Origin of the sequence: Thiorhodococcus minor (genome assembly GCF_010820565.1) — a bacterium.
GTDB lineage: Bacteria > Pseudomonadota > Gammaproteobacteria > Chromatiales > Chromatiaceae > Thiorhodococcus > Thiorhodococcus minor.
Map to the genome: position 1 here is coordinate 72,439 of NZ_JAAIJQ010000009.1, position 26,421 is coordinate 98,859.

Below are 26,421 nucleotides of genomic sequence, written 5' to 3' on the forward strand. Positions count from 1 at the left end.
CGGGCGAGTCCAGGGAATCCCATTCGATGGGCGATCGGCCAACCGGCTGATTGGCGGGCTGCGAAAGGCTGGCCGCTCAAGGCTGGGAGCTGGCAGCGCTTTTGAGGCTCATCCGTCTCAGCTCCGTTGAGTTGTACCCCAAACTGGGAGGATTCCCCCATGCAGTTGCCCGACCACAAGACGAAGATCGTCGCCACCATTGGTCCGGCCTCGGACGCGCCTGAGGTGCTGACGCAGCTCATCCAGGCCGGCCTGAACGTCGCGCGTCTGAACTTCTCGCACGGCGATCCGGACTATCACGCCGAGATCGTCGCACGCATTCGCCGGGCCGCGGCCGAGACCGGCAAGCGTATCGCCATCATGGGCGATTTGCCTGGCCCCAAGATGCGCATCGGCGATCTCAAGGAAGAGCCGATCGAGCTGCAGCGCGACGACGCCCTGACCCTGACGACCGAGGACATCCTCGGGGACAAAGACCGGGTGGGCATCAGCTTCGAAGCTCTGCCAGATGCCGTTCAGCCGGGGGACCGCCTCTATCTCAACGACGGTTTCATCCTGCTCAAGGTTCTGGAGGTGTGCGGCAGCGACATCCGCTGCAGCGTGCGCGTCGGCGGCGAGCTGTCCTCGCGCAAGGGGCTCAATCTGCCGGGAATCGACCTCGGCATCAGTGCCTTTACGAACGATGATCGGGAGTGGCTGGGCTTCGCCGCCAAGCACGGACTGGACGCCGTCAGCCAGTCCTTCGTCGCGTCAGAGGACGACATCCTCGCGGTGCGGAAGGCCGCGGCCGAGATGGACTACAGCCCCTTCATCATCGCCAAGATCGAGCGCGCCGAGGCCCTCAACAACCTCGAGCGCATCCTGACGGCGGCCGACGGCATCATGGTCGCGCGCGGCGACCTCGGCGTCGAGATCCCCATCGAGCGCATCGCCGTGGCGCAGAAGCAGATCACCGAGCTGGCCAACCACCTCGGCAAGCCGGTCATCACCGCTACCCAGATGCTCGAATCCATGGTGACCTATCGCCGGCCGACCCGCGCCGAGGCCACGGACGTCGCCAACGCCATCCTCGGCGGGACGGACTGCGTCATGCTCTCCGCCGAGTCCGCCGTGGGGCGTTATCCGGTCGAGGCGGTCGCCATGCTCGCGGGCATCGCCGCCCAGGTCGAGCCGGAGCGCAGCAAGCAGCCCTTCGTCCGCACCATGGGCCGCCTCGACGGCAATGGCCGGCCGCACGCCGTGGACCTCATCGCCGCGAGCGTCTACCACACCATCAACAACAGCGAGCCCAAGGTGGTCGCCGTGCCGACCCAATCCGGCAGCACGGCGCGCAACGTCGCCCGCTTTCGCCCGCCGGTCTGGATCATCGCCTACAGCCCGAATGCCGCGACCTGCCAGTCGCTGCAGTTCTCCTACGGCATCCACGCCGTCCAGGTGGATAACGACCGCTCCGACTGGTCCAGCTTCGTGCGCCAGTGGCTCCGCGAGCGCGACATCGAAGCCGGTCTGGTGCTGCTCACGCAGGGTCCGACCGCGGACAACCCCTGCGGCAACTTCCGCATGGAGATCCTCGAGCTGGGCATGCAGGCAGGGAGGCAGTGCTCCTGATTCCGATCGGCAGCTCGCGCGCCGCAATGTTGACCGGGTGAGTCAGCTCCGGTTATCATTTTTAGTCTGATTCGGGCGCATAGCTCAGCGGGAGAGCACTGCCTTCACACGGCAGGGGTCACAGGTTCAATCCCTGTTGCGCCCACCAAATCGATCGAAGAAGCCGGCTCCGGCCACACCGGAGTCGGCTTTTTTGTTTGCCGCCGAATTGTTCTCCACTGGAGGTCGGTGCTGGGAGTGCCGGCCTTCAGGCCGGCGGGTGTTGACCTGGAGGTCAACACTCCCGGGGCGTGCGATTGAGGGAAGACACTGCGCAATCCTAGATTCGGCGATCGGAACCGCAAAGGCGCGAAGGACACGACGAAAACCAGAGGCTTGCATCGCCGCGTCGCTTCGCCCTCTGAGTGAGCATCGCTTCGCAGACAAGGTGTCGACATCCTTCGCGCTCTTTGTGTCCTTTGCGGTTCAACTGCTCCTTTTTAGGGTCGTCGGTCTCGATCACCCTCTGCGGCGTTTGGCCTCGATCCTGCTTGTGGGCATCGACTCTTCAGGTGCCCGTGCAATCCGTGACCCAGATGTGGCCGGGCCGTCCTTCGCGGCGGCTCGGGGGCGTGCTCTTGTTTCCATCGACGCCCGGTGCGTGCCGGCCGTCCCAGCAATCCCAGTGATCCATCATGAAAGCTTTACGCCAGGAGTGGCTATCCAACGTCCGCAATGACCTGCTCGCCGGCCTGGTGGTCGCGCTGGCGCTCATCCCGGAGGCCATTGCCTTCTCAATCATCGCGGGGGTCGATCCCAAGGTCGGTCTCTATGCGTCCTTCAGTATCGCGACCGTGACGGCATTCCTCGGCGGGCGTCCCGGCATGATCTCGGCCGCGACCGGCGCTATGGCCCTGCTGATGGTGACGCTGGTCGCGGAGCACGGGCTGCAGTATCTGCTGGCCGCGACCGTGCTGACGGGTGTGCTGCAGATCCTGGCCGGCATGCTGCGGCTGGGCAGCCTGATGCGCTTCGTCTCGCGCTCCGTCATCACCGGCTTCGTCAACGCGCTCGCCATCCTCATCTTCATGGCGCAGCTGCCCGAGCTGATCGGCGCGACCTGGGAGGTCTACGCCATGGTGGCCGCCGGCCTGGCGATCATCTATCTTTTCCCCTATGTGACCAAGGCGGTGCCCTCGCCCCTGGTGACCATCCTGGTGCTGACCGCCGTGACCATGGCGCTGGGGCTCGATATCCGCACGGTCGGCGACATGGGCCAGATGCCGGACACCTTGCCGGTCTTCCTGCTGCCGGACATCCCGCTCAACTTCGAGACGCTGGAGATCATCTTCCCGGTGTCGGCGACGCTGGCGGTCGTGGGCTTGTTGGAGTCGCTGATGACGGCGGCCATCGTCGACGACCTGACCGATTCCACCAGCAACAAGAACCGCGAGTGCGTGGGGCAGGGCGTCGCCAATGTCACCACCGGCTTCATGGGCGGCATGGCCGGCTGTGCGATGATCGGTCAGTCGGTCATCAATGTGAAATCGGGCGGCCGCGGGCGGCTCTCGACCCTGGTCGCCGGCGTCTTCCTGCTGCTCATGGTGGTCTTCGCCAACGACTGGGTCGCCCAGATCCCAATGGCGGCCTTGGTCGCGGTCATGATCATGGTAGCCATCGGCACCTTCAACTGGGCCTCCATCCGCAATCTGCGGGACCATCCGTTGTGGGCGAATGTCGTCATGCTGTCGACCGTCATTGTCGTGGTCGCGACACATGACCTGGCGAAGGGCGTGCTCGTCGGCGTGCTGCTGTCCGGCTTCTTCTTCGCCAACAGGGTCGGCAAGGTCCTGCACGTCGGCTCGCTGTCGATGGACGAGGGCCGGATGCGCGCCTATGTCGTCACCGGCCAGGTGTTCTTCGCCTCGGCGGACCGTTTCGTCAGCGCCTTCGACTTCAAGGAGGTCATCGAGCGCGTGCGCATCGACGTCAGTCGTGCCCACTTTTGGGACATCACTGCCGTCAGTGCACTGGATAAGGTCGTCATCAAGTTCCGACGCGAGGGCACGGAGGTCGAGGTCGTCGGGCTGGACGAGGCGAGCGCGACCCTGATCGACCGCTTTGCCGTGCACGACAAGCCCGAGGCTGTCGAGCAGTTGATGGGCCACTGAGGAGGAGAGCCACCATGTTGAACGAGCCCAAGATCCTGGCCTGTGTCGACCAGTCGCACTTCGCGGACACCGTGACCGACGCCGCCGCCTGGGCGGCCAGCCGCGCCGCCGCGCCCATGGAGCTGCTGCACATCATCGATCGTCACCCGGAGATCTCGACCGGCGACGACCACAGCGGTGCCATCGGTATCAACGCCCAGCAGCACCTGCTGACCGAGCTGTCCGAGCAGGACGCGGCGCGCAGCCGCGAGGTCCGCGAGCGCGGCCGACTGTTTCTGGTGCGCCAGCGCGAGCGCGCCATTCAGGCCGGCGCGGCGGCACCGGACGTGCGCCAGCGCTATGGCGAGCTGGAGGAGGTGCTCATCGAGCAGCAGGCGGGCGTGCGGCTCTTCGTGCTCGGTCGGCGCGGCGAGTCGGCGGAGACGACGCAGCGCGACCTGGGCCGCAATGTCGAGCGTGTGGTGCGTGCGCTCAAGAAGCCCATCCTCGCCGTCACCGAGGACTTCCATGAGCCCAAGCGCGTCATGATCGCCTTCGATGGCGGCATGGTGACGCGCCGCGGCGTCGAGATGGTCGCGGCGAGTCCGCTGTTTCGCGGCCTGAGCGTCCATGTGCTCATGTCCGGCAAGGAGCGCAAGAACGACGCGAAGCAGCTCGAGTGGGCGCGGACGACGCTCGAGGCCGCCGGCCTCGAGGTAGAGGCCGCGCTCATCCCCGGCGACGCCGAGGGCATCATCGCCCGCAGCGTGCGCGAGCAAGCCATCGACATGCTCATCATGGGCGCCTACGGGCACTCGCCGATCCGGACCCTGTTGTTCGGCAGCAAGACCTCGGATCTGCTGCGCTCGGCGACGATCCCGACGCTGCTGCTGCGCTAGCGCGCCGGAGCCCGCTTGCGGGCGATTGGCGCGGGGAAGCGAGAGGACCCTACAGGTGCAGTACTCCGAGGGTCGACCCAGGAGTCGGGCCAATGGGCATCAATTGGCCGCCATCTTGTTGGGGGCTGCCTTCCGCTCGGACGGCGGTGTCGGATCCTCCGGCCGCTCGGCCTTGAGTGCGTCCCTGAGGCTGAAGTAGCCGTCGTCGAAGGAGGCCCTGAAGTCCGCGAACATGAGCGCATTGAGCGCGTCCGGGATCTCCGTATCGTCGATCAGCACCGGAAGAATCCGCTTCTTGAGCTTGATGGCCTTTACGATGGCGGATTCGGGCCAATCCGAGTCTGCGCTGCGCGTCGAGATGACAACGATGACGTCGTCGCTCTCTTCCAATAGCTGGCGCTGCTTTTCTTCGATGTGATCGCCGACCTGGATCTCCTTCTTGTCCCAAAGGATGGTGTAGGGCGTGATCTTGAGCGCCTTGTAGAGCTTGGATACGAAGGCGAGATCTTCGTCCGAGTAGAGGATAAAGACCTTGTGAGCCTCCTTCCTGCCTATGGCTCGAAGGAGCATGGCGATGATTGCAATGACGCCCACCAAGGCGAGCAGGCCAAGCGCGATCTCGACGCCCGCGGCAAGATGCCGATCCGATAGGAAGCCGACCGCCGAGTAGAGCAGGGCGGCCAGGATCAGAATGGCCGTGATGACGTCGGCAATCTTGTTGTGCTTGGGCTTACTCATGTCGCTTGATTGGCTGCTGGGGCGTGATGAATTTGGCGGCTGGCGTGCGGTCAGGCTGTCTGTGTCGCAGGCGATCGATGATCGCAGCCTTCGAGCCTGCTTCCGGCAAGCATACCTCAGTCGATAGGCGAGGAGGGACGACGTGGCCGCTGCGGCCACGCGCCTCGGCCAGCAGCCCCTGTGCGGATGCGGCTCCCGGCATAGCCTATGACCGCGATCGCCTTCAGAGTCTGATCGCGCTTGCGCCGAAGATGACGTAGAGCATGGCCAGCGAGAACCCGATGCTGATCGAGGTGAGTCGCGCGAAGTGACCCTTCTCCTCCATCGGGCTGAGCGCCCAGCGTCTGATGAAATAGGCCAGCAGGAAGAGCATGACACCCAGGAAAAAGCTGAGCTTCTCGGGGCCGAAGGTTTCGCTCCAGAGGACGCGGGTCCCGGTAATCATGGTCCCGACGGAGAGCGCGAAGAGGATCCAAGACAGGGCGAGCGCGGGTGCCGTCAGCCTGGAGATGAGTGCCTTGATGTCCTCGCGCTCGTGGAGATGCTTGACGAGATAGGTCATCGCGATGACCAGCAGGAAGATCACGAAGAGGAAACCGCCCAGGCTGTAAAGCGCCTCGTCTCGGCCGGAGCAACCGGTCGAGACGCTGACCGCTGCGAGCGCGGTGAGGCGTGCTCCGCGCTGGCCTGCATGCGTCACCGAGGCTTGTCCTCGCCGTTTGGCGCCTCATTGCTTAGCGCCTTTCTGACGTCCTTGCCCCATCGGACGATCCCCGCGAGATTGGGCAGAATGACGACGAAGAGGATCGCCAGGAGCCCGAGCGCGAACAGAATCGTCGTCACGCTATGGGTCGCGAAATACGCCATTACCCCAGTGCCCGCGGCGGCGGCCAGGATGATGACGATGATGAGCCAGATTGGAACGATGACGGGTGCAGCCATGACGCCGAGCCCCCTGTGTCGATTGAGTGTCGCCGCCCAAGCCTAGGCGGTGTCGAGCCCCTATTCGGGCTGTGTCTATCCTGCGGTCTACGCCCACGGCCAGTGGCGTGGGAGCGGCGCCTCGCTGAGATTCGCGCGACGGCGTCCCCAGCATGCCCTTAGGGGCGTTCCATCAGCGCGGTGCAAGACCGCGTCGGAGTATGCCGCAGCTGCCCAGCCCAAGGTAGCTGCGTCGCCTCGAGGGGGGCGCCGCGATGCCATTCCTGGCTCGGCATGCGGTTGACAGCCGGCCGCGCGCTGAGGAGAGTCGAGGCCAGATTCAGCAGTCGGAAACCTCAAGTCATGCCAGCATTGTCCGCAATCGCCACGTCCTTTCGCTCCTGCGTGCCTCCATGCACGGATTGGTCGCTCCGGCTTGTTGCCGAGGAGAGCGACCACCTCGAGGTGCGTCAGGGCGTCGTCGAGCCGAGCCTTCTCGGCACCTCGCTCGGCGCCATGGTCACTGTGATCGAGGGTGCCGGGGTCGGCTATGCCGCGACCAGCGACCTCAGCCCCGAGGGGCTGCGTGCCGCCGCGGAGCGGGCTCTGGAGTGGGCGCGGGCGCACGCGCGGCATGGGCTTTTCGACGCTGCTATCCACCCGAGCAGCGCGCTGCGTGCGGAGTACCAGGCTGAGGTCTCCAAGTCTTGGGAGACGCTGTCGGTCGCCGACAAGCTCGGCTTGCTGCAGTCCGCCAACCAGGCCTTGGCGCTCGACGAGCGGATCGTCGACTGGGCCGCTTGGCTGACGTATCGCCGCACCGAGCAGCTTCTGGTGACCAGCGCGGGCGGCGAAGTCGCTCAGGTGCAGGAATTCGTGCTTCCCGGACTGCTCGCCGTGGCCAACGCCGGCAGTCAGACGCAGCGTCGTCACGGTGGCGGCGCGGACGGCGGTCTTCAGGGCGGGCTGGAGAACATGGAGCGACTGGGCTTCGTGGAGGCCGCGCCGCGCGTTGCCGAAGAGGCGATCGCCTTGCTCGAGGCTCCAGAGTGTCCGACGGAGGTGAGGGATCTCATCCTCATGCCCAGCCAGATGGTCCTGCAGATCCACGAGAGTATCGGGCACCCGCTGGAGCTGGATCGCATCCTGGGCGACGAGCGCAACTATGCGGGTACCAGCTTTGTGACCCCGGAGATGTTTGGCCAATATCAGTACGGCTCTGGGCTGCTCAATGTCACCTTCGATCCGACGGTGCCCGGCGAGCTCGTCTCCGGCGCGGCGGACGACGACGGCAGCGCGGCGACCAAGGCCTATCTGATCCGCGACGGCATCCTGGAGCGGCCGCTCGGCGGCACGCTGTCGCAGGCGCGCGCCGGGCTGCCGGGTGTCGCCTGCAGCCGCGCCTGCGGCTGGGAGCGCCCGCCGATCGACCGTATGGGCAACATCAATCTAGAGCCGGGGGAGGGGACGCTTGCGGACCTGGTGGCGCGCGTGGAGCGCGGCGTGCTCATGGAGACCAACCGCTCATGGTCTATCGACGACAGCCGCAACAAGTTTCAGTTCGGCTGCGAGCTGGGCCGGCTGATCGAGGACGGCGCGCTCAAAGGCATGGTGCGCAACCCCGGCTACCGGGGTCTTTCCACGAGCTTCTGGCGCAGCTTGGATGGTGTCGGCGGCGTGGAGACACGGGAGGTCAGAGGCGTGCGCAACTGCGGCAAGGGTGAGCCGAGCCAGTCGATTTACGTCGGCCATGCGTCGCCGCCCTGTCTGTTCCGCGACGTTGCGGTCTTCGGAGGTGGCGAATGAATCCAGAGGCGTTCTTCGGGCTGGCGGCGCAGATCAACGCGGGCTTGCAGGGGGAGGAGATCCTCTTCTACAGCCTCAGCGGCGAGGCGTCCGATTTCGTGCGGCTGAATCGCAACGCCATCCGCCAGGCCGGCCATGTCCGCGCCGGCTCGCTCGGGCTCACCCTCATCGACGGCGCGCGCCAGGCGGAGGCCGCCTGCGATCTGACCGGCTCGCCCGAGCTGGACTTGGTGAGCGCCCGGCGACTTCTGGAGCGCCTACGCGAGCGGCTCGCCTTCGTCCCGGAGGATCCCTATCTCCACTTCTCGACGCAGGCCGGGGAGGGCATGCAGCGCGTGGGCGAGGGACTGCCGAGCAGCGAGGAGATGGTGGGTACCCTGATCGGGGCGGCCGAGGGGCTGGATCTGGTCGGCATCTGCGCCTGCGGCGACATCGCCGAAGGGCTGGCGAGCTCGCTCGGCCATGCCTACTGGCACCAGAGCACCAGCTTCAATCTGGACTGGAGCTGCTACCTGCGTGCCGACAAGGCCGTGAAATTCGGCTACAGCGGCTTTGCTTGGGAGCCGGACATCCTGGGGGCCAAGCTGACCGAGCTGCGGATCGGCCTTGACGTGATGGCGCGGCCGGCCAAGGTGATCGCGCCCGGCCGCTATCGCGCCTATCTGGCGCCCGCGGCGGTTCAGGAGCTGATGGAGATGCTGGCCTGGGGCGGTTTCGGGCTCAAGGATCACCGTACGCACCAGACCCCCTTGCTCAAGCTGGTGCGGGGCGAGCGCGCCTTTTCGCCCAGGCTGACGATCGAGGAGCAGCACGCGCGCGGCCTGACGCCAGGCTTTACGCCCGAAGGCTTCCTCAAGCCCGGCGACGTCCCGCTCATCAGTGGGGGCGTCTTCGGTCACTGCTTGGTCGATGCGCGCAGCGGCAAGGAGTACGGCGAAGCGGTCAACGCGGCCTCGGATGTCCCGGAATCCCTCGGCGTCGCTTCTGGAGAGCTGCCGATGGCCGAGGCGCATCGGCGGCTCGACACCGGGCTCAGCATCGGTAATCTCTGGTACTGCAACTGGTCCGACATGAACGAGTGCCGCATCACCGGAATGACGCGCTTCGGGACCTTCTGGGTCGAAGGCGGAGAGGTCGTCGCGCCAGTCGATGTAATGCGCTTCGACGACAGTCTCTACCACCTGCTGGGAGATCGCCTGGAGGCACTGACGCGGGAGCGCGAGCTGATCCTCTCGGCGGAGACCTACGAGGGTCGCTCGACGGCGAGCGCACTCCTGCCCGGCATCTTGGTCTCCGGAATCGATCTTGCCTTGTAGCAGAGAGCTGCGGCGGGGCGCGTCAGGGCGTCGGGAAGATGCCGGGCGAGCTCGCGTCCGAATCGCGACTGGCCGTGGCCTGGGGCTTTAGGCGATTTCTGTCAATTTTCATACCATCTGACTTGTCTTGACGCCCGTCTTCTGTGTCGCCCCGCCAGTCACATCCCCCAGCGATGCTCCTGTCGGCGCTTCTTGAAGGCGGACCTCAATCCGGCGCCACCTGGTATAAGAATTTCCGGCAATCGCCTTGTCGGACTCGCCTCTCCAGAGGCATTGCGGGTATGGGCGCTGTGCGCTCGGGCTGTACGCACAGTCTCATGCGCGCTGTGTCGTCGATTTGTATTCGAGCGCTAGAATGTTGGAAGACGGCCCTGCAAGTCAGGCCTGGCTCAATCCTCCCGGAGCCCGATATGTATAACTGCAGACTCATCTATCGCAGCACCTGCACCGACAAGTTCATGGCGAACGAGGAGCTGCGCGAGCTCATCGAGAAGAGTGCCGAGAACAATCGCAAGCTCGGCATCACTGGCCTCTTGGTCCTCTCGGGCCATCAGTTCCTTCAAGTGCTGGAGGGACCCGCGGGCGCGGTGAACGACCTCTATTCCAGGATCGTTCGAGACGAGCGTCACCACCACCTGAGACTCATCTCCTACGAGCCGACCGAAGAGAATTACTTCGAGGACTGGGGGATGTCGCTCGTCGATCTCTACGATCTGCCCAAGGCCGTCCGCGACATCCTCATCCGCAAGTATTCCTCGAAAGAGGATGCGGTGGAGTTTCCGGAGCGCCTGCATGAGATCTACGCCTTCTTGCTGGACGCCAAGATCATCTGCCAGGGGCGGCCCTGGGAGACCTAGTCCGGCCTGCAGAGCAGGGGAGACGCCGCCATGTCCATTGCCGCCGCAAGCCGCGCCCTGTGCGGCGCGCTGCTTGCCGCGAGCCTGGGCGCTGTGCCCGCGCAGCAGCTCTACCGCTGGACCGACGATCAGGGGCTGGTGCATTACAGCGATCAGGCGCCGAGCGCAGCCCACCGACAGATCCAGCTGGAGTCCGAAGCGGGCGCCGCGTCTTCGGGCAAGGATTCCGATGCCTACTCCGTGTTGAATCAGGTGAGGGCCATGGAAGCGGAGCGGCTGCAGCGTGAGCAGGCGCGCCAAGCGGCGGAGATGCAGCGTTTGGCCCGCGAGCAAGCGCGTCTCGAGGTGGAGGCGGCGCGGGCCAACGCCAGCCGAGCTGAGGATGAGGCCGAGGCTCGCCGCTCCTTCGTGCTTCCGCCGCCCAGGCCGCCGCTGCGGCCGCAGCCGCCCGGTCACCGTCCCGTCGCTCCGACTCCAGAGCCGGTCAAGCCAACCCGGAGGTCCTTGAAGCTGCCGTCGCGCTCGCTGCGTCCGCCGCCTGGAGGTGGATCCCAGTTGCGGTAGGCTAGGGATCGGCGCTCCAGCCTGCGTCCATCATCCGCCGCCGCGCCGTTATAGAATGCGCCCTTTCGTTTCGACAGGACGCATCGGACGGCCGCCTTGAACCCACTCAAACGACTCGCCTCCCAGACCGCCATCTACGGGGTCAGCAGCGTCTTCGGGCGCTTCCTCAATTACCTGCTGGTGCCCTTTCTGACCTACAGCTTCGCCCCGGCGGAGTATGGCGTCATCGCCGAGTTCTACGCCTACATGGGCTTCCTGGCCGTGCTGCTGACCTTTGGCATGGAAACGGGCTACTTCCGCTTTCGCTCCAGCGACGAGCATGCGCCCGAGGTCGTCTATGGGACCGTGCTTCGCTTTCTGGTGGTGTCCAACGCCCTCTTTCTGCTCGCGATCTTCCTCATGCGCGAGCCCATCGCCGAGCTGCTCCGTCATCCCGACAGCCCGGAATACGTCTGGTGGAGCGCCGCCATTCTGGCCCTGGACGCGATCGGGGCGGCCGCCTTCGCGCGGCTCAGGGCGGAGAACCGCGCCGCGCGCTTCGCGACGCTGAAGCTGATCGAGATTGGCGTCAATGTCGGCCTGACCATCTTCTTCATCTACGTCTGCCGTCACGCCCATGCGAGCGATCCCCAGTCCCTGCTCGGACAGTTGTGGATCCCTGAGATCGGCGTGGGCTATGTCTTCGTCGCCAATCTGATGGCAAGCCTGGTCAAGCTGCTGCTGCTCGCCCCGCAGCTGCGCGATGGCTTCCGCGTCTTCGATGGGGTGCTCTTCGCGCGCCTGATCCGCTACTCGCTGCCCATGGTCGTCATCGGCTTCGCCGGCATCATCAACGAGATGCTGGACCGCGCCGCACTCAAGTATCTGCTGCCCTTCGACGATGAGACCAACATGGCGCAGCTCGGCATCTACAGCGCCTGCTACAAGCTCTCCATCCTCATGTCGCTCTTCATCCAGGCCTTCCGCTACGCCGGCGAGCCCTTCTTCTTCAGCTACGCCAAGCAGGCCGACGCCGGGCGCACCTATGCCATCGTGCTCAATTGGTTCGTGATCTGCTGCGTCTTCCTCTTCCTGCTCGTCACACTCTATATCGATGTCTTCCAGTACTTCGTCGGCAGCGCCTATCGCGAGGGGCTGCATGTGGTCCCCGTCCTGCTGCTCGCCAACCTCGCGCTCGGCATCTACGTGAATCTGTCGATCTGGTACAAGCTCACGGATCGCACCCTGCTGGGCGCGGGCGTCTCCATCATCGGCTCTCTAATCACTGTCGGGCTCTTGCTCTGGTGGGTGCCGATCTATGGCTTCGAGGGTGCCGCTTGGGCGCATCTCGTCTGCTATAGCTCCATGGTGCTGATTTCCTACGTCCTCGGCCGGCACTACTACCCGGTGCCCTATGATGTCGGAAAGGTGCTGGGCTATGTCGGCTTAGGTGTCGGCATCTATCTCGGCAGCGGCTGGCTCCAGTCGGCGACCAGCTGGCACGCGCTGGCCGTCGGCAGCCTCTGCCTCGCCGCTTTCCTGGCCGTCGTGGCGCTCGTCGACGGGCGCAAATTGCTCAAGGGGGCGGGGCGCCGTTCCCACGAGCCGAACGGCTGACCCGAGCCGACCTCGCTCGGCCCGCCGGCTCCGGGCTATAGATCCTGGTCGCAGACTCGCGCGACGATGCTTCCTACCACGGGGATGCCTGCGAAACGGCGCTCATCTTCCTCCTCGACCTTGCGCGCCTCATCCCACCGCGTGTTGCCGATGTTGCGGACCATGCGGGTCGGGCAGTAGATGCGATAGCTGTGGCTCTGCGGCATCGGCTCGCCACCTCTGGGAGGGTAATAGGTCACGCGAAAGCGTGCGACGAACAGACCGGCCTTGTCCGGCTCAGGGATGTCGACCTCGCCGAGTCGGATGTCGTCATAGTGCGGGGTGGTGCGGACATAGTCGCCGGTCAGCCAAACCCCTGCTCCGAACTCCTCGCAACGTCCGTCCTGCTGCGCGTGCAGGCCATCGGGCGTGCCCCTCAGCGTGATGACGCAGCCTTGGCCACGATAGATGCCGACGTGTGCCTCGTCTTCATGGGGCAGCTCGATCGGCGCCTGCTCGATGATTCCATAGTGTGCGGACGGGCTCAGCAGCACGGCTTCCGCGCTTAGGAGCACGCCTTGTCCGTGCTTGAATTCGATGCTTAGGGTGCTGGATATCTCGGGACGCTCCAGGCTGTATGAGCCGGGGGCCAGAGGGCTGCTGTCCGCGAGCGCGCTGTGCGTGAGGGACAGGCCCGCGAGGGTCGAGCAGCTGGCGAGGATAGGCAAAAACCTCATGGAATGTACTCCTGTAGTCCAGAGTGCCGCCCAGGGAGCGAGCGCGCGGAGATCCTGACCGGCTGCCGTCGTCTGGTCAGCCGATCGTCCGGCGCGCCGTGGTCGCGAGGGCTAGGGGATGATTTCGATCGGCGTGCCGTCGCGCACCATGCGCCAGATCTCGTCCATCTCATGGTTCTGAACTGCGATGCAGCCCTGCGTCCAATCGCGGCCGACGTACTGGCGGCGCATGCTCTCGGATCGGATGTAGTTGGGCATGCCGTGAATCATGATCATGCCACCTGGGCTGTAGCCGAGCTGACGACTGACATGGCGATCCCGCTCGCTGGGGTAGGAGATGTGGATCGCCTTGTGGAAGTTGCTGCTCGGATTTCGCCAGTTCAGCACATAGCTGCCCTCGGGCGTGCGCTGGTCGCCCTCGCGGTACTTGTGCCCGACGGGCGACCCGCCGAGCGCAACGCGATACTCCCGCATCACCTGGCCGCCGCCGACCAGCTGCAGCTTGCGCTGCGATTTCTTGACCACGACGCGCTCGACGGGACCCGTGTACTTGGGGGGCTCCGAGGTGGTCGTGCAGCCGCTGAGTGCGAAGGTGCCCAGCAGCAGGATCGCGGCGATCCCCAGGCCGAAGTCTGGCCGCCAGAAGCGAAATCGGGGGCTTGCGAAGCGCGCGCCGCGCGTCTCTTGAGGTCTCATAGGTCGAATCCTGAATCGGGATTTTGTGCGCTGTGGGCTCTCCGAACTGACGCTAGGAAGTGTATGTAAGCCTCTGAAGAAAATCTATCTTGTTTGGTCGGGTATGCAGGTTCGCTCATGGATGTCGGGCAGTCCGCCGCGACGCGCCCGGGTGAGGCACACAGGGCGCGGCGGGAGGCGTCTGCGCCATGCCGCATCAGTCGCCGTTGCTCGGGCTTGTCGGCTGCTCTGGCGCGACGGGCGGCGGCGAATTTGCATCCTCGCCCAGCCAGGCGAGGATGAGCTTGTAGCCGAGCACCAGGACGACGGCCCCCACGAAGAGGCCGATGATTCCTGAGCTGATGAAGCCGCCGATGGCGCCGATGAAGACGACGGCCATGGGCACGTCGACGCCGCGCCCCAGTAGGATGGGCTTGAGGATGTTGTCGATGGCGCCGGTGAAGATGCTCCAGATCAGGAAGAGGATGGCGGGCAGGGTGTCGGCGGTCGAGAAGACATAGAAGACGACGGGGATGACCACCAGCATGGGGCCGATCTGGATCACGCTGAGGATCAGGCAGAGCAAGGCCCAGAGGCCGGCGCCCGGAACGCCCATGACGAGGAAGCCGAGCGCGATGAGCAGCGATTGGATGAGCGCCACGCCGAGGATGCCCCGCGCCACGCTGCGCACGGTCGCTTCGGCCAGCCTGGCGAAGGACTCGCCCTGAGTGCCGGCCAGGCGTCTGGCGATCGCTCGCGTCGCCCGGCCGCCCGTCTCCGAGTGTGCGAGCAGGAAGCCCGCGATGATGACCGCGACGAAGAGCTGCAAGATGACGAATCCCGCGCCTGCAGCGGCGGACAGCAGCCAGGACCCGAATGCCTTGAGCTGGGGCGCGAATTTGCTGAGTGTGCTCGCGAGGTTGGCCGATGCCTGGCTCCAGAAGGCGTGGAGCTGCTCGCCCACGACTGGCCAGGACTTGATCCCATCCGGGGGCGGCGGCACGGCGAGCGCTCCATCCTTCAGATTCTCCGCCATGCCGTGCGCCCCCTCGATGACGGTGCCGCTGAGCATCGCTGCCGGCAGGATGAGGATGATGATCCCAAGCATGGCGATGAGTGCCGCCGCCGGCGCCCGTCGGCCACCGAGTCGTGCTGTCAGCTTGCCGTAGGCGGGATAGGTGCCGACGGCGATGATGATGGCCCAGGCGATCGGGATGATGAATGGCTTGATGATGGAGAAGCACCAGGCGGCGATCAGGAGCAAGACCCCGATCCGAATGGTCGCTTCGAGGGCATTGTCGACAAAGGGGTTTTCATCCGTCATCGGCGGCTCCCTCATTCTGAATGGTTGGAGATACGAATACCCACGAGCGTCGCCACCAGGACGGCGATATAGAACTGGCCGGTGATGGCCTCGGCATAGACGAGAAAACGGGCGATGGGGGCGGTGGGGCCGATATCTCCGTATCCGAGCGTGGTCATGGACACGAAGCTGAAATAGACCAGATCCGGGAAGATTTCATGCCAGGGGCCAGGTGCGATCCCATAGAAGGCCTCTGGATTGCGCACCGCGACCAGCATGTAGAGCGTGGTCCAAATCAGCCCCAGGAGCAGGAAGATGCAGACGGCGCCGACGATCTTGTTGCCGTCGATGGGGCCGGTGAGCAGCACCTGTCGCGTGGCGACCCAGACCGTCAGCGCCAGATAGGCGAGCAGGATGACCAGCCAGAGGACATCCATGTGCGCCCAATTGAAGAAGAGCCCGGCCAGCATGACGACGAGAATTGCGGCGACCAGGCCGGCTCGCGTCATGTACCAATGCCGCTGGCTCTGGATGGTCCAGATGCCGAGCGCCAGGACCACGACGATTGCCGACTGAATCAGCGTCTGTCCGAGCCGGAAGCCGACCTCGTCTGCAACCGCGACGCCGAGGAGGAGCAGGACCAGCGCCCCCGTCAGGTAGCTGAAATTGTTCTCCTGGCTCAAGCGTCTCTTGCGGCCCATCTCATGCCTCGCTGCCCGGATCGTCTTGCACTGCCCTGATCCGGGCCATGGCTTCGTTCTTGGGGGGCGGCCTGGGCGGGAGTCGCTGCTTGTCCCGCTTAGGCGTTTTTCAGCGATCCGGCGCTGTCGGGCTCGATCGCCCTGGTCTCAGAAGCCGGGCAGGACCCGCAAGTAGAGGGTCTTGAGGTAGGCGGTCTCCGGGATCGCGGGATGGACGGGGTGATCCGGTCCCTGCTGACCGGCCTCGAGCAGCTGCAGGCTGCGGCCGGCGCGGCGCGCGGCCTGCTGCACGGTGCGCAGGAAGGCGTCGCGCCCCATGTGGAAGGAGCAGGACGAGGTGACGAGCAGGCCGCCGGGCTCGAGCACTTCCATGCCGAGGCGGTTGAGTCGCTGATAGGCCTGTGTCCCGTCCTTTTCGTCCTTGCGGCGCTTGATGAAGGCGGGCGGGTCCAAGATCAGGGTGTCGAAGCGTCGCCCTTCGTCGCGCAGGCCTCGCAGCACCTCGAAGGCATCGCCTTGCATCCCCTGCACCCGATCCTCCAGCGCGTTTCGCGCCGCGTTTTCCGCAACCCGCTCCAGTGCGGGGCTGGAGACGTCGACGCAGGTGACTTCCTTGGCCCCCAAGGCGGCGGCCCGCAGTCCCCAGGCCCCGATGTAGCTGCAGACATCCAGCACGCGCTCGCCAACCCCATAGCGGGCGAGTCGGCCGCGATTCTCGGCCTGGTCGAAGAACCAGCCCGTCTTCTGTCCGGTGAGCGGCGAGACGACGATCTCCAGTCCGTGCTCGTTGATCGTTACGCTGTCCGCGGGCTCGCCGAGAATGCGCTCGACGCCTTGCTCCAGGCCCTCGAGCTCGCGCACCGCGGTGTCGTTGCGCAGGACGATGGTCTTGGGCCGCAGGACCTGCTCCAGGGCGGCCAGGATCTCGGCGCGCTCGCGCTCCATGCCGGCCGTCGTGATCTGAACGGCGAGCAGATCGCCATAGCGGTCCACGATGAGTCCGGGCAGACCGTCGCTCTCGCCGAATACCAGCCGGTAGAACGGCTGGTCATAGAGGCGCTCGCGCAGGCTCAGGGCGTCGTGGATGCGCTTGACCCAGAGGGCCGGGCTGAGCGGCTGATTCGGGTCGCGGCTGACGATGCGCGCGCAGAGCAGGGCGCGCGGGTTCACATAGCCGTGCCCGATCCAGCGCTCCTGGCGGCTCAGTATCGCGACGGGCTGGCCTGGCTCCAGGGGTTTCAATGGGGTCGCCTGGGTGTCGACCTCGTTGCTGTAAATCCAGCAATGGCCGGCGAGCAGGCGGCGCTCCTGGTCTTTGCGCAGGATGAGTGGCTGAGTCGTCATGGTGATCTTCGCGTTGGGCTCATGTCGTGCGGTTGGCAGCGGGCGGCCCCGCTGAGCGAGCAAGACTATCAGAAGGCGCGCCTCTTCGCGGCGCCGTGGAAAGCGAGGCGGGCGGCACCCACTGTCGCAGTCAATACCGCAGCTCGATCGGCGATGCGGTCTTCAGTCAGTTTGCGCCAGGAGCCGCCATGTCCAGCACCATCCCGCGAATGCCCCCCCAAGAGGCCGCTCAGGCCAACCGGCTGGCCGGCAGCACCAGCCCCTATCTCTTGCAGCATGCGCACAATCCTGTCGACTGGTGGCCCTGGTGTGAAGAGGCGCTTGCCAGGGCGCGCGAGCAAGACAGGCCCATCCTGCTCTCCATTGGCTACTCGGCCTGCCACTGGTGCCATGTGATGGCGCACGAATCCTTCGAGGATGCGGCGACCGCCGAGCTGATGAGCCGGCTCTTCGTCAACATTAAGGTGGATCGCGAAGAGCGCCCGGATCTGGACCGCATCTATCAACTGGCGCATCAGCTCCTGACGCAGCGCTCAGGCGGCTGGCCGCTGACGGTCTTCCTGACGCCGGACGATCACAAGCCCTTCTTCGCCGGCACCTATTTCCCGCGCAAGCCGCGCCATGGTCTGCCGTCCTTCGCCCAGGTCCTGACCGGCGTCGAGAGTGCCTATCGCGAGCAGCGCGATGCGATCCGGGCGCAGAATGCCAGCCTCATGGATGCCCTGCAGCAGCTCGAGCCGGCTAGCGGAGATGCCGTGCCGGATGCCGAGCCGATCGATCGGGCCTGTGCGCAGCTTGCCGACAGCTTCGACGCCCAGCATGGCGGCTTCGGGAGTGCGCCCAAGTTTCCTCACCCGACCAGCCTGGAGCTGCTGATGCGGCGACCTGAGGCCGATGTCGGTGATGCGGGCCGCTCACCCGTCGAAATGGCGACCTTCACCCTGGAGCACATGATCCGCGGCGGTCTCATGGATCAGCTCGGCGGCGGCTTCTGCCGCTACTCGGTCGACGCGCAATGGATGATCCCGCACTTCGAGAAGATGCTCTACGACAATGGCCCCTTGCTCGGCCTCTGCTGCGATGCCTATTGCGCGACCGAGTCGGCCGTCTTTCGCGACGCGGCCTTGGCGACCGCCGACTGGGTCATGCGCGAGATGCAGGGTCCCGAGGGCGGCTACTTCTCGACCCTGGATGCCGACAGCGAGGGTCACGAAGGACGCTTCTACGTCTGGGATCGAGACCAGGTGAAGGTGCTGCTCAGCCCGGCGGAGTATGCCCCCTTTGCCGCCGTCTATGGCTTGGATCGGCCGCCGAACTTCGAGGGACGCTGGCATCTGCACGGCTATCGCACCCCAGAGGCCGTCGCGCGGGAGCAGGGCGCGACGCTCGAGCAGACGCAGGCCCTGCTGGCGAGCGCCCGCGCCGCGCTCTTTTCCGAGCGTGAGCGGCGCGTGCGTCCGGGGCGGGACGACAAGGTGCTGGTCTCCTGGAATGCGCTCATGATCAAGGGCATGGCGCGCGCCGCCAGGGTCTTGGATCGGGCGGACTCTCTGGAATCGGCCGAAGCCTCCCTGCACTTCATCCGCAAGACTCTCTGGCGCGACGGCAGGCTGCTGGCGACCTATCGGGACGGGCGCGCCCATCTGAGCGCCTATCTCGACGACTACGCCGATCTCATGGATGCCTTGATCGAGCTGCTGCAGGTGCGCTGGTCGAGCGCGGATCTGAGCTTCGCCATCCAGCTCGCCGAGGTCCTGCTCGATGACTTTCACGACGCCGAGCACGGCGGCTTTTGGCTCACGGGCCGCTCGCACGAGCCACTGATCCACAGGCCCAAGCCCCTGACGGACGACTCCATGCCCGCCGGCAACGGGGTCGCCGCGCAGGCGCTGCAGCGGCTGGGCCATCTCATTGGCGAGCCGCGCTATCTCGATGCCGCCGCGGGCACGCTCAAGCTCGCCGCGGCGTCGATGCGGCACATGCCTTACGCCCATGCGGCCATGCTCATCGCGCTGGACGAGCACATCGAGCCGGTGGAGACGATCGTCATCCGTGCCGCGGACGATCGGCTGGCGACCTGGCAGCTTGAGCTTCAGAAGGGCTATCGACCCCGCCGGCTGGTGTTTGGCATTCCGTCATCCGAGACGGCGCTTCCAGGGACGCTGGGGGCGATGACGGCGGGCGAGCGGCCCCGCATATACCGCTGTCGCGGCACCAGCTGCGAGCCGCCGGTAGATTCGCCGGCGGCGCTCTTGCAGGCGTGAGGCTCCCATCTGGTGGGCATTGGGGGCTGGGCTGGCTTCTTACGCGGAGCGCGTTGCCCGCAAGCGGGCTCCTACGGCCGCGCGCTTGCGTAGGGGCCCGCTTGCGGGCGACTCGGCCGTTCTCCGGTCGTTGCCGTTTACGCGGGGGCAACGGCTGGACGGTTTCTCAATAGAGCCAAGGCGCGAACTTCTTGACCCGCCGGGCATAGTCCACATACTCCGGGTGCCGCTCGGTCAGCCAAGCCTCTTCCTTGCCGGATTTGTAGTCGAAGAAGAAGAAGCCGACGATCAGGATCGCGAGGTGCGTCAGGCTCAGGGTGAAGAGGGTCCAGCCGAGCGCCGCGAACAGCTGGCTGCTGTACAACGGGTGCCGGACCCAGGCATAGACGCCATGCTGCACCAGCTGGCTGTGGTCGACCGGGTAGGGCAGTGGGGTCAGATACTCGCGGATATGGACGGATCCCAGGCCGCCCATGATCAGGGCGACGATGCCGAAGAGCGCGAGCGCGCCCCAGCGCAGGGGCTCCAGCGCGTCCATCAGCCCTTGGGTCGCCAGAGGATTCCAGCGCGGCGCGAAGATGAAGGCGAAGAAGAGCACGAACTGCAGCGCGACGAGATACTCGCCGCGATGGCCGCGGAGAAAGTGAAGGGATGGCATGGGCAGCTCCTTGAGCGCGTTTGAATGGAAGATGGAGTCGCTTTCGGGTGTCTCGCCCCGATCGCGGTGATTGGCCGAATGGGGCTTGCTGATCTCGGGCTTTGATCTAGGGTGTCGCCTGGGCTAGCCGAAGCGATGTCGTGATGCTTGGCGAATCACGCGGTGTTTTCCCGACGCCTTTCCCCTCTTTGTGCATTCCTGGGTCAGGATGCGCCTGGTCCAGGGCGCGGGCATGGCTCAGACCACGCCAAGGCTCGCGAATTCCGCAAGGTGCCCGGGCGGGTCATTTTCGATACACTCCAGCGTTTTTGCGCAGACGGCTCGACTCAGCTCCCAAGCATGTCATCTTCAGCGGATTCGCCCAATACGACCTTCGACTGGCCAGTGCGTGTGTACTACGAGGACACGGACGCCGCCGGCGTCGTCTACTACGCCAATTATCTGCGCTTCATGGAGCGCGGTCGCACCGAGTGGCTGCGCGCCCTGGGCTATGAGCAGGACGAGCTGCGCGAGCGCGAGGGGATTCTCTTTGTGGTGCGCAGCGTCAGCCTCGACTATCTGGCCTCGGCCAGGTTCAACGATCGCCTGACCGTGACGTCGAGCGTCCCTCACCATGGGGGCGCCAGTCTGGAGTTCGAGCAGCGCATCATCCGCGATGCGGATCAAACCTGCTGCTGCCGGGGGCGCGTCAAGGTCGCCAGCCTGGATGCCGCCACCATGCGCCCCAAGCGCATGCCCGCCCACCTGCTTTCCGGAATTCTCTCAGGTCTCGCGCATCAAGCGCAGGCGTCCATGGAGTAACCTGCAATGAGTACCGATCTGTCGTTGCTGAGCCTGGTGCTCAATGCCAGCTTCGTCGTCCAGCTGGTGCTGGTGGTCCTGCTGCTGGCGTCCGTCATCTCTTGGACCATGATCCTCGATCGCGGCCGCGTGCTGGGCCAAGCCCGCAGGCTGGCCAACAAGTTCGAGGAGCGCTTCTGGTCCGGTGGCGACCTCAGCGCCCTCTACAAGGAGCTGGGCGAGGAGGGCAAGGGGACGCACGGCCTGGCGTCGATCTTCCGGGCCGGCTTCAAGGAGTTCGTGCGGCTGCGCAAGACCGAGGGCAACGACATGATGGCGATCCTGCAAGGCGCCGAGCGCTCCATGCGGGTCGCCATGAGCCGCGAGGTCGATCGGCTGGAGACCAATCTGGCCTTCCTCGCCACGGTCGGCTCGACCAGCCCCTACGTCGGGCTCTTCGGCACCGTCTGGGGCATCATGCAGGCCTTTCATGCACTCGGAAACGTCGAGCAGGCGACGCTTGCGCTGGTGGCGCCAGGCATCTCGGAGGCGCTGGTCGCCACCGCCGTCGGCCTCTTCGCCGCCATCCCGGCGGTCATCGCCTACAACCGCTATTCGAATCAGGTCGAGCGTCTGAACAACAGGTACGAAGAGTTCGTCGAAGAGTTCTCGACCCTGCTCCAGCGTCAAGGCCGTAGCTGAGCGATCCGGAGCCTCCCGCTATGGTCAAGCATATGCGCAGCCGTAACCGCCGTCGCTTGATGGCGGAGATCAACGTGGTGCCTTACATCGATGTCATGTTGGTGCTGCTGGTCATCTTCATGGTCACTGCGCCGCTCATCACCACGGGCGTCAAGGTCAATCTTCCGCAGGAGAAGGCGGGCGGCATCGCCAGCCCGACCACTGAGTCGGTCGTCATCACCGTCGATCAGTTCGGCGATTACTACATCGACGTCGGCAAGGAGAAGAATCAGCCGGCGAGCGATCAGATCCTCTTCGAGCGTGTGCGCACGGTGCTCGAATATCGCCCGGAGACGCCCATCCTGGTTCGGGCCGACAATCGCGTCGACTACGGCCGGGTGGTGCGCGCCATGGTGATCGCGCAAACCGCCGGCGCGCCTGAGGTCGGACTCATCACTGTGCCGCCGGAGCCGCTCGAGCGCTAGCCATGTGGGAGATCCTGCGCCGTAATCGGCGGGCCTTCTTCTGGTCGCTCACGCTGCATGTCCTCTTCGCGGTGCTCTTCTTCGTCGGCGTGGATTTGTCGCGTCCCGTGGTCGATGCGGGGGCGAAGGCCCGCGTGGTGAAGGCCAGCATCGTCTCGGATCGCTCCCTCGATGCCCTGATGGCCGAGATTCGCTCCGAGACCGCGCAGCGGCCGGCGGATCAGGAGCCGGCGCCCGAGCCTGGCGCGGCGGAGCTGGAGGCCCAGCAGCGCGCGGCCGAGGAGGCCAAGCGCCAGGCGGAGCTGGCTGCGCAGCGCGAGGCTGAGGCGGCCGTCAAGCGCGAAGCAGAGCTGGCGGCGCAGCGTCAAGCCGAGGAGGCGGCCAAGCGTCAGGCCGAGGAGGCGGCCAAGCGTCAGGCCGAGCAGCAGGCGCAGCGTGAGGCCCGCGAGGCCGCCCGCCGCCGCGAGGAAGAGGCCCGCCGCCAGGCCGCCGAAGCAGCGCGGCTCCAGGCGGAGGCCGAGGCGAGGCGCCAGGCGGAAGCGCAGGCGCGCCGCCAGGCGGAGCAGGAGCGCCAGGCCCGAGAGGCACGCCAGGCCCGAGAGGCACGCCAGCGTGCCGAGGCCGAGCGGCTGCGCGCCGAGGAAGAGGCCCGTCGCCAAGCCGAGGAGCTCGCGCGCCGTCAGGCGGAGGAGCAGCGCCAGGCCGAGGAGGCCCGCGTCCGCGCCGAGGCCGAGCGCCGTCGCGCCGAAGAGGCCGCGCGGCAGATGGCCTCGGAGCGCGAGCGGCTGCGCCGTGAGGCCGAGCAGCGCGCCGCCGAGGAGCAGGCTAGGCTCGAGGCCGAGCGTCAGCGCCGTATCGCGGAAGAGGCCGAGCGCCTGGCCGCCGAGGAGCAGCGCCGGCTCGCCGAAGAGCTCGAGCAGAAGCGCCGCGAGCAGCAGGCGCGCGAGCGCGCCGCTCAAGAGCAGCGTCGTCAGGCGGCCGAGGAGGCCCGACGTGCGCGGGAGCAGGACCTGCTCTCGCAGCTCATGGCCGAGCAGGTCTCGCGCGAGGCCGAGCGCTACATCCCCGTCATCAAGGACCGTGTGCGGCAGTATTGGGCTCGGCCGCCGGGCGCCGACGGCAGCCTCAGCGCCGTGGTCTCGGTGCGGCTGACCCCAGGCGGTGACGTCGTCCCCAACAGCGTCCACATCGAGCGCAGCAGCGGTAACATCGCCTTTGACCAATCCGCCGTCAACGCTGTGTATAGTGCTTCACCCTTTCAGGTTCCATCACCGCCTGCTTTTGAGCGCTTCCGCGAATTCTCCTTCACCTTCACGCCTTAGCTAGGACCACGCATCATGAGCCGAACGCCGCGCTTGCTGCGCCTCCTGCTTGTCGCTGCCTTGAGTCTCTCCGGGATTCACCTCGCGGTGGCAGCACCCCGTCTCAACATCCAGATCACCGGGGGTGTCGAGGCAGCCCAGCCGATCGCCGTCGTGCCCTTTGGGGTCTCCGAGGGGCTCATTCCTCCCGTGGATGTCGCTGCCATCGTCAGCGCCGACCTCGCGCGCACCGGCAAGTTCAGGCCGATGCCGACCCGCGACATGCTGGACATGCCCTCTCGGCATGAGGACGTGGATCTGCGGGATTGGAGTCTGCTGGGGGTGAACAACCTGGTCATCGGCCGGGTGGAGGCGGACAGCGTCGGCTTTCGGGTGAGCGTCAGTCTCTACGACGTCTTTCGCGGCAACGAGCTGACCAGCGAGACGCTCATCAGCACCAAGAACGGCATGCGCGCCACGGCGCACCGCATCGCGGACCTCGTCTACGAAAAGCTCACCGGCCAGAAGGGCGTCGCCTCGACGCGCATCGCCTACATCACCTCGACCGGCAGCGGCGACGGCCTTCGGGTGACCCTGCGGGTGGCGGACGCCGACGGCTACAACCCGCAGACCATCGTCTCCTCCGGCGAGCCCATCATGTCGCCGGCCTGGTCCCCGGACGGGCGGCGCCTCGCCTACGTCTCCTTCGAGAACAAGCGGCCGGCCATCTATGTTCAGGAGCTGAGCTCCGGTCGCCGCGAGCTGGTCGCCAGCTATCCGGGCATCAATGGCTCGCCCGCCTTCTCGCCGGACGGTGTGCGGCTCGCCATGACGCTCTCGAAGGACGGCAACCCGGAGATCTATACGCTCAACATGCTGAGCCGCGAGCTGGTGCGCTTGACCGATCACTACGCGATCGACACCGAGCCCGCTTGGTCGCCCGACGGCCGCTCCATCATCTTTACCTCGGACCGCGGCGGCAGCCCGCAGATCTACCGGATGTCGGCCTCGGGCGGCGCTGCGCAGCGCATCAGCATCGACGGCGACTACAATGGCCGGGCGTCCTACGCGCCGGACGGGAGCTCCGTCGCCATGGTCACGCGCATCAACGGGTCCTTCCGCATCGCCGTGCTCGACACCCAGCGCGGCATCACGCGGCTGCTGAGCAGCGGCAATCTGGATGAGTCGCCAAGTTTCGCGCCCAACGGCAGCATGGTAATTTACGCCACCATTCACGGGGGGCGCGGCGTCCTGGCCGCAGCCTCCGTCGAGGGCGGTGGCGGCCAGCGGCTTTCACAGGACTCGGGCCAGGTTCGCGAGCCCGCCTGGTCCCCCTTCATGCGCTAAGGAGCCCAGCGTCATGCATGGTTCTCTCCGATTCACTCTGTCCTCCCTGGTGTTGCTCGGCCTGGTCGCCGGCCTTGGCGGATGCGCAAGCACGCCGCCGCCAGAGCTGCCCGAGCCGGCGCCCGCGACGACCGCGCCCTTGCCGCCTCAGCGCGTGCCGGAAGTGAGCACGGCGCCGGCCGAAACGATTCGTCCGACCTATGCGGGACCCTGGGAAGATCCCTCAAGTCCCCTGTACGAGCGGACCATCTATTTCGACTACGACAGCGCCGAGATCAAGCCCGAGTATGTGGCGCTGATGCGCACCCACGCACGCTACCTGGGCAGTCATACCGATACCCGCGTCACCCTCGAAGGGCACACCGACGAGCGCGGTACCCGCGAGTACAACCTGGCGCTGGGGGATCAGCGTGCCGAGTCCGTGCGACGCGTCATGCTCGCCGAGGGTGTGCTGCCGGATCAGATGGCGACGCTCAGCTATGGCGAAGAGCGCCCCGTCGAGCCGGGGCACAACGAGCAGTCCTGGCGGCGTAATCGTCGCGTGATCGTCCAGTATTGAGGGAAGCTGTCCTATGAAGGCGTCTATGCTGCGTATTTCGCTCGTCGCTACTGGCTTGACCGCTGCGTTCTGGCTCCAGGCCGCTCCAGCCGCGGATCCAGAGCTGGAAGGGCGCATCGGGCGGCTCGAGCGCATCCTGGAGAATCAAACGGGATCCGAGCTGTTGCTGCAGGTCCAGCGCCTGCAGACCGAAATGCAGGAGCTGCGCGGCATGGTCGAGCAGCAGCGCTTCGACATCGAAAAGCTGCAGCGCCAGCAGCGCGATCAGTTCATCGATCTGGACTCGCGGCTGAGTGGCGCTGGCGCGGCTGGGCAGCCCTCATCGCTGGGCGGCTCGACAGCCATCGGCCAGGCCAAGCCGACACTGCCGCCGGGCATGGTCGACGCCAGCGGCGGGGGGCTGGACCCATCTGGCACCTTCGGCCAGCCGCAAGGGGCCGCCGCGCCTCAGGCGCCCGCGCGCCCCAATCCGACCGGGATTCCCGCGCTGCCCTCGCCAGAGACCATCGGCGGCAGTGAGCGCGACCTCTACAGCCGCGGATTCGAGCTGCTCAAGGACCGCAAGTACGAAGAGTCCAAGACGGCCTTCAACGAGCTGCTGCGCCGCTATCCCCAAGGCGAGTTCGCGGACAACGCCCGCTACTGGCTGGGCGAGACCTATTATGTCCTGCGCGATTATCCCGCGGCCTTGGCCGAGTACGATCGCCTGGTCCAGCTCAACCCGGGCAGCCCCAAAGTCCCCGGGGCCTTGCTCAAGATCGGCTTCATCCAATACGAGCAAAAGGACTACGCCCAGGCCAAGCAAACCCTCGAGCAAGTCGTCCGCAGGTACCCCAACAGCACCGAGGCCCGACTCGCCCGCAGCCGCTTGGAGCGCATCGGAACATCAGGACCCGCAGCAGCCCAGCGTCCCTGAGCCAGCTCAGGCTGCCGAGCAGGTGCGACCCGATGTCGCGCGCCTGCTTGAAAAGCGGAGGCATTCGACTATAATGGGCAGTCTTTCGCGCCCTTAGCTCAGCTGGTAGAGCATCTGACTTTTAATCAGGTGGTCGCAGGTTCGAACCCTGCAGGGCGCACCATACAGTCAACGGCTTAGTGAGCCTGGCCACCGTCCCTGATGGATTTTCCCCTTTAAATAGTCATTTTGCATGAGGGAGAGGGGTGGGCCTCCCT

General features: G+C 65.9%; 25 protein-coding genes and 2 tRNA genes. 18 read left to right on the forward strand and 9 right to left on the reverse strand.

The window, feature by feature from the left end:
* The first annotated feature begins 159 nt into the window (after positions 1-159).
* The 4 genes from pyk (at position 160) to G3446_RS04665 (ending at position 4,636) form a co-directional block, all read left to right on the forward strand.
* Positions 160-1,608 carry a pyruvate kinase gene (gene pyk / locus G3446_RS04650; protein WP_164451241.1) on the forward strand — a complete coding sequence of 483 codons (1,449 nt, stop codon included), beginning with the start codon at positions 160-162 and terminating at the stop codon, positions 1,606-1,608.
* A 73-nt stretch (positions 1,609-1,681) separates the two neighbouring features.
* Positions 1,682-1,756: transfer RNA gene (locus G3446_RS04655), tRNA-Val, on the forward strand.
* A 526-nt stretch (positions 1,757-2,282) separates the two neighbouring features.
* A complete protein-coding gene (locus G3446_RS04660; RefSeq protein ID WP_164451242.1) occupies positions 2,283-3,758 on the forward strand; it encodes a SulP family inorganic anion transporter in 1,476 nt (491 codons plus the stop codon).
* Between the two features lie 14 nt (positions 3,759-3,772).
* Positions 3,773-4,636 carry a universal stress protein gene (locus G3446_RS04665; protein WP_164451243.1) on the forward strand — a complete coding sequence of 288 codons (864 nt, stop codon included), beginning with the start codon at positions 3,773-3,775 and terminating at the stop codon, positions 4,634-4,636.
* 99 nt (positions 4,637-4,735) lie between these two features.
* Here the strand turns inward: G3446_RS04665 and G3446_RS04670 are convergent, their stop codons facing one another.
* The 3 genes from G3446_RS04670 to G3446_RS04680 form a co-directional block, all read right to left on the reverse strand.
* Complete coding sequence (locus tag G3446_RS04670; RefSeq protein ID WP_164451244.1) at positions 4,736-5,374, reverse strand: toll/interleukin-1 receptor domain-containing protein; 639 nt, start codon at positions 5,372-5,374, stop codon at positions 4,736-4,738.
* A gap of 223 nt (positions 5,375-5,597) precedes the next feature.
* Positions 5,598-6,074 (reverse strand): hypothetical protein, encoded by a 477-nt coding sequence (locus G3446_RS04675; RefSeq protein WP_164451245.1) that lies wholly within the window; start codon positions 6,072-6,074, stop codon positions 5,598-5,600.
* Positions 6,071-6,316, reverse strand: coding sequence for a hypothetical protein (locus G3446_RS04680; RefSeq protein ID WP_164451246.1), 246 nt, complete (start codon positions 6,314-6,316; stop codon positions 6,071-6,073). The genes G3446_RS04675 and G3446_RS04680 overlap by 4 nt, the downstream gene beginning before the upstream one ends.
* A gap of 342 nt (positions 6,317-6,658) precedes the next feature.
* Between G3446_RS04680 and G3446_RS04685 the strand changes: the two genes are divergently transcribed.
* The 5 genes from G3446_RS04685 (at position 6,659) to G3446_RS04705 (ending at position 12,434) form a co-directional block, all read left to right on the forward strand.
* Positions 6,659-8,101, forward strand: coding sequence for a TldD/PmbA family protein (locus tag G3446_RS04685; protein ID WP_164451247.1), 1,443 nt, complete (start codon positions 6,659-6,661; stop codon positions 8,099-8,101).
* Entirely contained in the window at positions 8,098-9,417 is a 1,320-nt protein-coding gene (locus tag G3446_RS04690) for a metallopeptidase TldD-related protein (RefSeq protein ID WP_164451248.1), read from the forward strand. Before G3446_RS04685 ends, G3446_RS04690 begins: the two co-directional genes overlap by 4 nt.
* Before the next feature lie 410 nt (positions 9,418-9,827).
* Entirely contained in the window at positions 9,828-10,274 is a 447-nt protein-coding gene (locus G3446_RS04695; RefSeq protein ID WP_164451249.1) for a BLUF domain-containing protein, read from the forward strand.
* A gap of 30 nt (positions 10,275-10,304) precedes the next feature.
* Entirely contained in the window at positions 10,305-10,838 is a 534-nt protein-coding gene (locus tag G3446_RS04700; RefSeq protein ID WP_164451250.1) for a DUF4124 domain-containing protein, read from the forward strand.
* 96 nt (positions 10,839-10,934) lie between these two features.
* The gene (locus G3446_RS04705) at positions 10,935-12,434 is read left to right on the forward strand and encodes an oligosaccharide flippase family protein (RefSeq protein ID WP_164451251.1); all 1,500 of its coding nucleotides are present in this window, start codon (positions 10,935-10,937) and stop codon (positions 12,432-12,434) included.
* A gap of 35 nt (positions 12,435-12,469) precedes the next feature.
* On the opposite strand, the gene G3446_RS04710 is transcribed toward G3446_RS04705, so the two are convergent.
* From G3446_RS04710 to G3446_RS04730, 5 genes are all read right to left on the reverse strand, one after another.
* A complete protein-coding gene (locus G3446_RS04710; RefSeq protein WP_164451252.1) occupies positions 12,470-13,150 on the reverse strand; it encodes a hypothetical protein in 681 nt (226 codons plus the stop codon).
* 111 nt (positions 13,151-13,261) lie between these two features.
* Positions 13,262-13,846 (reverse strand): L,D-transpeptidase family protein, encoded by a 585-nt coding sequence (locus G3446_RS04715; protein WP_164451253.1) that lies wholly within the window; start codon positions 13,844-13,846, stop codon positions 13,262-13,264.
* 196 nt (positions 13,847-14,042) lie between these two features.
* Positions 14,043-15,149 (reverse strand): AI-2E family transporter, encoded by a 1,107-nt coding sequence (locus tag G3446_RS04720; protein WP_164451254.1) that lies wholly within the window; start codon positions 15,147-15,149, stop codon positions 14,043-14,045.
* 11 nt (positions 15,150-15,160) lie between these two features.
* Positions 15,161-15,829, reverse strand: a complete 669-nt coding sequence (locus tag G3446_RS04725) for a potassium channel family protein (protein WP_164451255.1) — start codon at positions 15,827-15,829, stop codon at positions 15,161-15,163.
* A 147-nt stretch (positions 15,830-15,976) separates the two neighbouring features.
* The gene (locus G3446_RS04730) at positions 15,977-17,173 is read right to left on the reverse strand and encodes a class I SAM-dependent rRNA methyltransferase (RefSeq protein ID WP_164451256.1); all 1,197 of its coding nucleotides are present in this window, start codon (positions 17,171-17,173) and stop codon (positions 15,977-15,979) included.
* Positions 17,174-17,361: 188 nt separating this feature from the next.
* Here G3446_RS04730 and G3446_RS04735 point away from each other — a divergent pair, with 188 nt between their 5' ends.
* Positions 17,362-19,437, forward strand: coding sequence for a thioredoxin domain-containing protein (locus G3446_RS04735; protein WP_164451257.1), 2,076 nt, complete (start codon positions 17,362-17,364; stop codon positions 19,435-19,437).
* Positions 19,438-19,603: 166 nt separating this feature from the next.
* Here G3446_RS04735 and G3446_RS04740 read toward each other — a convergent pair whose 3' ends face one another.
* Positions 19,604-20,095, reverse strand: coding sequence for a methyltransferase family protein (locus G3446_RS04740; RefSeq protein ID WP_164451258.1), 492 nt, complete (start codon positions 20,093-20,095; stop codon positions 19,604-19,606).
* A 339-nt stretch (positions 20,096-20,434) separates the two neighbouring features.
* Here G3446_RS04740 and ybgC point away from each other — a divergent pair, with 339 nt between their 5' ends.
* From ybgC to G3446_RS04780, 8 genes are all read left to right on the forward strand, one after another.
* Positions 20,435-20,896 (forward strand): tol-pal system-associated acyl-CoA thioesterase, encoded by a 462-nt coding sequence (gene ybgC, locus G3446_RS04745; RefSeq protein ID WP_164451259.1) that lies wholly within the window; start codon positions 20,435-20,437, stop codon positions 20,894-20,896.
* Positions 20,897-20,902: 6 nt separating this feature from the next.
* Positions 20,903-21,577 carry a protein TolQ gene (gene tolQ / locus G3446_RS04750; protein WP_164451260.1) on the forward strand — a complete coding sequence of 225 codons (675 nt, stop codon included), beginning with the start codon at positions 20,903-20,905 and terminating at the stop codon, positions 21,575-21,577.
* 20 nt (positions 21,578-21,597) lie between these two features.
* Entirely contained in the window at positions 21,598-22,041 is a 444-nt protein-coding gene (gene tolR, locus G3446_RS04755) for a protein TolR (protein ID WP_164451261.1), read from the forward strand.
* A gap of 2 nt (positions 22,042-22,043) precedes the next feature.
* Positions 22,044-23,363, forward strand: coding sequence for a cell envelope integrity protein TolA (gene tolA / locus G3446_RS04760; RefSeq protein WP_164451262.1), 1,320 nt, complete (start codon positions 22,044-22,046; stop codon positions 23,361-23,363).
* Between the two features lie 15 nt (positions 23,364-23,378).
* A complete protein-coding gene (gene tolB, locus G3446_RS04765; protein ID WP_164451263.1) occupies positions 23,379-24,689 on the forward strand; it encodes a Tol-Pal system beta propeller repeat protein TolB in 1,311 nt (436 codons plus the stop codon).
* 13 nt (positions 24,690-24,702) lie between these two features.
* Entirely contained in the window at positions 24,703-25,248 is a 546-nt protein-coding gene (gene pal, locus G3446_RS04770) for a peptidoglycan-associated lipoprotein Pal (RefSeq protein ID WP_164451264.1), read from the forward strand.
* Between the two features lie 25 nt (positions 25,249-25,273).
* Entirely contained in the window at positions 25,274-26,164 is an 891-nt protein-coding gene (ybgF, locus tag G3446_RS04775) for a tol-pal system protein YbgF (RefSeq protein WP_164451265.1), read from the forward strand.
* A gap of 87 nt (positions 26,165-26,251) precedes the next feature.
* Positions 26,252-26,327, forward strand: a tRNA-Lys gene (locus G3446_RS04780).
* Positions 26,328-26,421 lie beyond the last annotated feature (94 nt).

Bases quoted from the DNA above. Each gene is read 5' to 3' on its own strand.
- tolQ (WP_164451260.1), top strand. From the start codon at position 20,903: ATGAGTACCGATCTGTCGTTGCTGAGCCTGGTGCTCAATGCCAGCTTC.
- tolR (WP_164451261.1), top strand. From the start codon at position 21,598: ATGGTCAAGCATATGCGCAGCCGTAACCGCCGTCGCTTGATGGCGGAG.
- G3446_RS04695 (WP_164451249.1), top strand. From the start codon at position 9,828: ATGTATAACTGCAGACTCATCTATCGCAGCACCTGCACCGACAAGTTC.
- tolB (WP_164451263.1), top strand. From the start codon at position 23,379: ATGAGCCGAACGCCGCGCTTGCTGCGCCTCCTGCTTGTCGCTGCCTTG.
- G3446_RS04700 (WP_164451250.1), top strand. From the start codon at position 10,305: ATGTCCATTGCCGCCGCAAGCCGCGCCCTGTGCGGCGCGCTGCTTGCC.
- ybgF (WP_164451265.1), top strand. From the start codon at position 25,274: ATGCTGCGTATTTCGCTCGTCGCTACTGGCTTGACCGCTGCGTTCTGG.
- G3446_RS04660 (WP_164451242.1), top strand. From the start codon at position 2,283: ATGAAAGCTTTACGCCAGGAGTGGCTATCCAACGTCCGCAATGACCTG.
- G3446_RS04685 (WP_164451247.1), top strand. From the start codon at position 6,659: ATGCCAGCATTGTCCGCAATCGCCACGTCCTTTCGCTCCTGCGTGCCT.
- G3446_RS04725 (WP_164451255.1), bottom strand. From the start codon at position 15,829: ATGGGCCGCAAGAGACGCTTGAGCCAGGAGAACAATTTCAGCTACCTG.
- ybgC (WP_164451259.1), top strand. From the start codon at position 20,435: ATGTCATCTTCAGCGGATTCGCCCAATACGACCTTCGACTGGCCAGTG.
- tolA (WP_164451262.1), top strand. From the start codon at position 22,044: ATGTGGGAGATCCTGCGCCGTAATCGGCGGGCCTTCTTCTGGTCGCTC.
- G3446_RS04680 (WP_164451246.1), bottom strand. From the start codon at position 6,316: ATGGCTGCACCCGTCATCGTTCCAATCTGGCTCATCATCGTCATCATC.
- pal (WP_164451264.1), top strand. From the start codon at position 24,703: ATGCATGGTTCTCTCCGATTCACTCTGTCCTCCCTGGTGTTGCTCGGC.
- G3446_RS04730 (WP_164451256.1), bottom strand. From the start codon at position 17,173: ATGACGACTCAGCCACTCATCCTGCGCAAAGACCAGGAGCGCCGCCTG.
- G3446_RS04740 (WP_164451258.1), bottom strand. From the start codon at position 20,095: ATGCCATCCCTTCACTTTCTCCGCGGCCATCGCGGCGAGTATCTCGTC.
- G3446_RS04735 (WP_164451257.1), top strand. From the start codon at position 17,362: ATGTCCAGCACCATCCCGCGAATGCCCCCCCAAGAGGCCGCTCAGGCC.
- G3446_RS04665 (WP_164451243.1), top strand. From the start codon at position 3,773: ATGTTGAACGAGCCCAAGATCCTGGCCTGTGTCGACCAGTCGCACTTC.
- G3446_RS04710 (WP_164451252.1), bottom strand. From the start codon at position 13,150: ATGAGGTTTTTGCCTATCCTCGCCAGCTGCTCGACCCTCGCGGGCCTG.
- G3446_RS04690 (WP_164451248.1), top strand. From the start codon at position 8,098: ATGAATCCAGAGGCGTTCTTCGGGCTGGCGGCGCAGATCAACGCGGGC.
- G3446_RS04715 (WP_164451253.1), bottom strand. From the start codon at position 13,846: ATGAGACCTCAAGAGACGCGCGGCGCGCGCTTCGCAAGCCCCCGATTT.
- pyk (WP_164451241.1), top strand. From the start codon at position 160: ATGCAGTTGCCCGACCACAAGACGAAGATCGTCGCCACCATTGGTCCG.
- G3446_RS04670 (WP_164451244.1), bottom strand. From the start codon at position 5,374: ATGAGTAAGCCCAAGCACAACAAGATTGCCGACGTCATCACGGCCATT.
- G3446_RS04720 (WP_164451254.1), bottom strand. From the start codon at position 15,149: ATGACGGATGAAAACCCCTTTGTCGACAATGCCCTCGAAGCGACCATT.